The following is a 3,794-nucleotide window of genomic DNA, read 5'->3' as shown; positions in this document are numbered from 1 at the left end:
GAACCGATGCCGGACTCGGCCAGCCATTCGAGAATCTTGCCCTTGGGCATGGCGCCGACCTTCATCGAGGCCATCTGGCCGTCCTTGAACAGCATCAGGGTCGGAATGCCCTTCACGCCCAGTTTCGAGGGGATCATGGGACTGTCGTCGATATTGACCTTGGCGATGGTGACCTGGCCGGCCAGATCGTCGGCGATCTGCTCCAGCGCCGGGCCGATCTGTTTGCACGGACCGCACCATTCGGCCCAGAAGTCGACCAGCACGGGCCGGGAAGCCTTCAGGACGTCGGCTTCGAAGCTGTCGTCGGTGACCTTGATGGTGGCCATGGAGAAAATCCTGTCTGGCGCCGCCGTCAGCGACGCGAATGAGCGGCCGGTCACACTAGTCTGATTCCGGCCCGGTTGCCGACGATGTGGGATCTCCGGCGGCGCAAATCAACGCGACGGACCGTCGCCGGCCAGCGCCGCCCGCATCAGTTCGGCGGGCACGGCCATCAGGCGCGGACCGTCGGTCCAGACCAGGGCCGCCTCGACGGTCCGGCCGGGATAGAGCCGGGCCAGCACCGAGGCGTAGACGGCCATCTGCAGCACATAGGCCGGGTCGGCGTCCTCTATCCGGTCGGGGGCCGGGCGGTTGGTCTTGTAGTCGACGACCAGGACCCGATCGGGCGTGACCACCAGCCGGTCCATACGTCCCGAGATCGGGACATCCCCGACCGAGCCGGTCAGGGCGACCTCGGGCCGGGAGCCGGGACCGAACACGGGAGCGAAGCGGGCGTCGTCGAGGACGCGGAAGGCGGCCCCGATCATTTCCGCGCGGGCGGCCTCGTCAAGGTCCCGTTCGCGGGACAGGATGCGGCGGGCGGCGTCGGCCCGTTCCGACGGCGCGATGTCGGGCAGCCGCTCCAGCAGCCGGTGGATCAGGTCGCCCCGCCGGAAGCGACCGAGGCTCGCGCCCGGTCCGGCCGCCGCCAGCGGCGAGGGCGCCGGGATGCGCGCCGTTTCCTCCATCTTCGACGGCGAGGCGAAACGGGCGGCCTTGTCCGGGGCCGGGGGCCGGCGGGCCCAGGGCGGGATGTCCGTCGATTCGCGCCGCGTCGAAGGGGCCGCGGCCAGCCGCTCCGGGTCGACGCCGAAGCGCAGCACGCCGTCGCCGATGTCGCGGACGTTCAGCGGCTCGTCGTCGCCCAGCCGCTGGAAGGTCCCGGCGATGACGCTCCACCAGCTGCCGGCCTCGAAGCCTTCCTCGGGGCGTCGGGTCGCGCGGCCCATGACCACCAGCCGGTCGCGGGCGCGGGTCAGGGCGACATAGAGCAGGCGCAGCGTCTCGGCGTCGGTGCGGGCCACGCGGGCCTCGCGCGCGGCCTTCGAGGCGGGGCAGTCGTCCTTCGCCGAGCCCGGACACATCAGCCAGCCCTCGCCCTCCCCGCCGTCCTCGTTCGCCGTGGGCATCAGGGTCGGCCCCTGCGGCTTGGCGCGCGAGGTGGTGTCGGGAAGGATGACGACGGGCGCCTCGAGACCCTTGGCGCCGTGGACGGTCATGACCCGGACCTCGTTGCGGGCGCCCTCCATCTCGCGTTTGACCTCGACGTCGGCGGCTTCGAGCCGGGCGACGCAGGTTTCCAGATCGACGCCGCCGCGGTCCTCGGCGGCCAGAACCTGGGCCAGGGTCTCGTCGATCGCCTCCTCCGCCTCGCGGCCCAGCCGGGCGAGGATGCGGGCGCGGCCCGAGACCCCGGTCTCGTCGATCCGGTTCAGCAGGCTGGAGAAGAAGGCGAAGGGGTCGCGGTCGCGGGCGTCCAGCGCGGCCTGGACGAAGTCGCGGGCGCGGAGCCATTGCGGCTGTTCGTCGGCGCGCCGTTGCAGTTCGCGCCACAGCGACCGGCCCTCGCGGCCCTCCTTGTCGGCCAGCGGATACAGGCTGTGCGGATCGCCGAAATCGGTGACGTCGCAGAAGGGGCTGCGCAGGACTTCGGCGAGCGACAGGTCGTCGTCGGGATAGAGGGCGAAACGGGCGACGGCGATCAGGTCGTCGAAGACGATGTGTTCCTTGAGCTTCAGACGGTCGGCGCCGGCGACGGGGACGGCCTCGGCCTTGAGGGCGCGGATGATCTCCTCGAACAGGGCGTCGCGGCGGCGAACGAGGACGAGGAAGTCGCCCCAGCGGGCGGGGCGCAGGCCGCCGTCCGCGTCGCGGTCGTGGACGGCGGTCCCGGCCATGACCTGTTTGCGAATGTCGCGGGCCAGGGCCTGGGCCAGCTGTTTGCGGCCGCTGCGCGCATCCTCCTTGTCGACCGGGGCGTTCCAGGCCTCGCGGTCGGGCGTGACCGGATCGTGGAACAGGGGCCACAGGTCGACCGCGCCGTGCTGGCCGACGCGGGCCGGCTGGTGGGTCGGGATGTCGCCCGAGACGCCGACGAGGGCGCGGGTCCGCTCGGGCCCTTCGAAGGCGGCGTCGACGAAGGCCAGGACCTCCTCGGTCGAGCGGAAGGAGGTGTCCAGCGGCACCTCCTCGAACGGCCGTCCGGCGCCGCGGGCCAGCGCCTCATAGGCCTGGGCCTCCTGCCGCAGCCGCTCGGGGCGGGCGCCCTGGAAGGAGTAGATCGACTGTTTCTCGTCGCCGACGGCGAAGACGGTGCGGGGGATGCGCGGGACCTCGCCCCGGCGCGCGGCGCCCTCGCCCGAGAAGAACTCCTCGGTCAGGGCCTTGAAGATGGCCCACTGGTCGGGGGCCGTGTCCTGGGCCTCGTCGACGAGGACGTGTTCAATGCCGCCGTCCAGCTTGAACAGCACCCAGGCGGCGGTGGCGCGCTGCGTCAGCAGTTCGACGGTGCGGACCACGAGGTCGGAGAAGTCGAGCGCGCCCTGCCGCGCCTTGGCCGTCTCGTAGAAAGCCGCGTGGGCGTGGGCCAGCGTCAGGGCCTTGACCGTGTCGTCGGCGACCCTGGCCGCGCGCATGCGGTCGAGGACGGCGCAATATTTCAGCGAGACGGAGTCGAGGTAGGCGGCGGCTGCAGGCGGGGCGCTCTTCGTCCCGAACTTCGTCCGCGCCTCGCCCTTCGAATCGATGAAGAGGGCCTTCATGGCCGCGAGGCTGGAGTGCGGCGGGACCGCCTCGCGCATCTGGTGAGCGATCTTCTGGTCGTTGGCCGAGCCCGCAGCGAAGCCGTCGGCGGCGGCGCGCCAGTCGGCGGGGTTCAGCCAATTGAGAAAGCCGGACTCGATGGCGGCGGGGGTGTCCTCCTCCGACACCCCGGCGAGGATGTGCGGACCCGGCGCGGCGCCCGAGGTCCAGCGCTCGACATAGGCGACCAGCTTGCCGCGCTCTGCCTCGATCATGGCCAGCAGGGCGTGGAAGGATTTCCAGTCCAGCTCGACCGCGAAATGGGCGTAGGCGGCGCCGAGGCGGCCGTCGGGATCGGCCAGGGCCGCGCGGGCCAGATCCTCGCGCGCCGCGTGCGACAGGGCCACCGCCGCCTCGTTCTCCAGCACCTTGAAGGCGGGCGAGACGCCGGCCTCGATGGGGAAGCGGCGCAGCAGTTTTTCGCAGAAGGCGTGGATGGTCTGGATCTTCAGCCCGCCCGGCGTCTCCAGGGCGCGGGCGAACAGGCGGCGGGCCTCGCGCAGGTCGGCGTGGTCCAGACTGGCGGGGTCGCGGCCGTCCAGCCGGGCCAGATCGCGCGACAGTTCGGCGTCGTCCATCACGGCCCAGCGGCCCAGCTTGTCGAACAGCCGCGCCTGCATCTCGGCGGCGGCGGCCTTGGTGTAGGTGACGCACAGGATCTCGCCGGGCGG

Annotated in this window: 2 protein-coding genes; both read right to left on the bottom strand. The window is 71.9% G+C overall.

The genetic code is table 11. From position 1 onward, the window contains the following. A partial coding sequence (trxA, locus tag V6M42_RS11890) for a thioredoxin (RefSeq protein ID WP_332678634.1) occupies nt 1-326 on the bottom strand: 326 nt, incomplete at its 3' end. A 108-nt stretch (nt 327-434) separates the two neighbouring features. Beyond that, nucleotides 435-3,794, bottom strand: a 3,360-nt coding sequence (gene addA / locus V6M42_RS11885; RefSeq protein WP_332678633.1) for a double-strand break repair helicase AddA, incomplete at its 5' end; no start/stop codon positions are given.

The sequence above is a fragment of the Brevundimonas sp. genome (assembly GCF_036677305.1).
Lineage (GTDB): Bacteria > Pseudomonadota > Alphaproteobacteria > Caulobacterales > Caulobacteraceae > Brevundimonas.
Note: the sequence above shows the minus strand (reverse complement) of the source record. Positions and strands in the feature narration are given on the sequence as shown.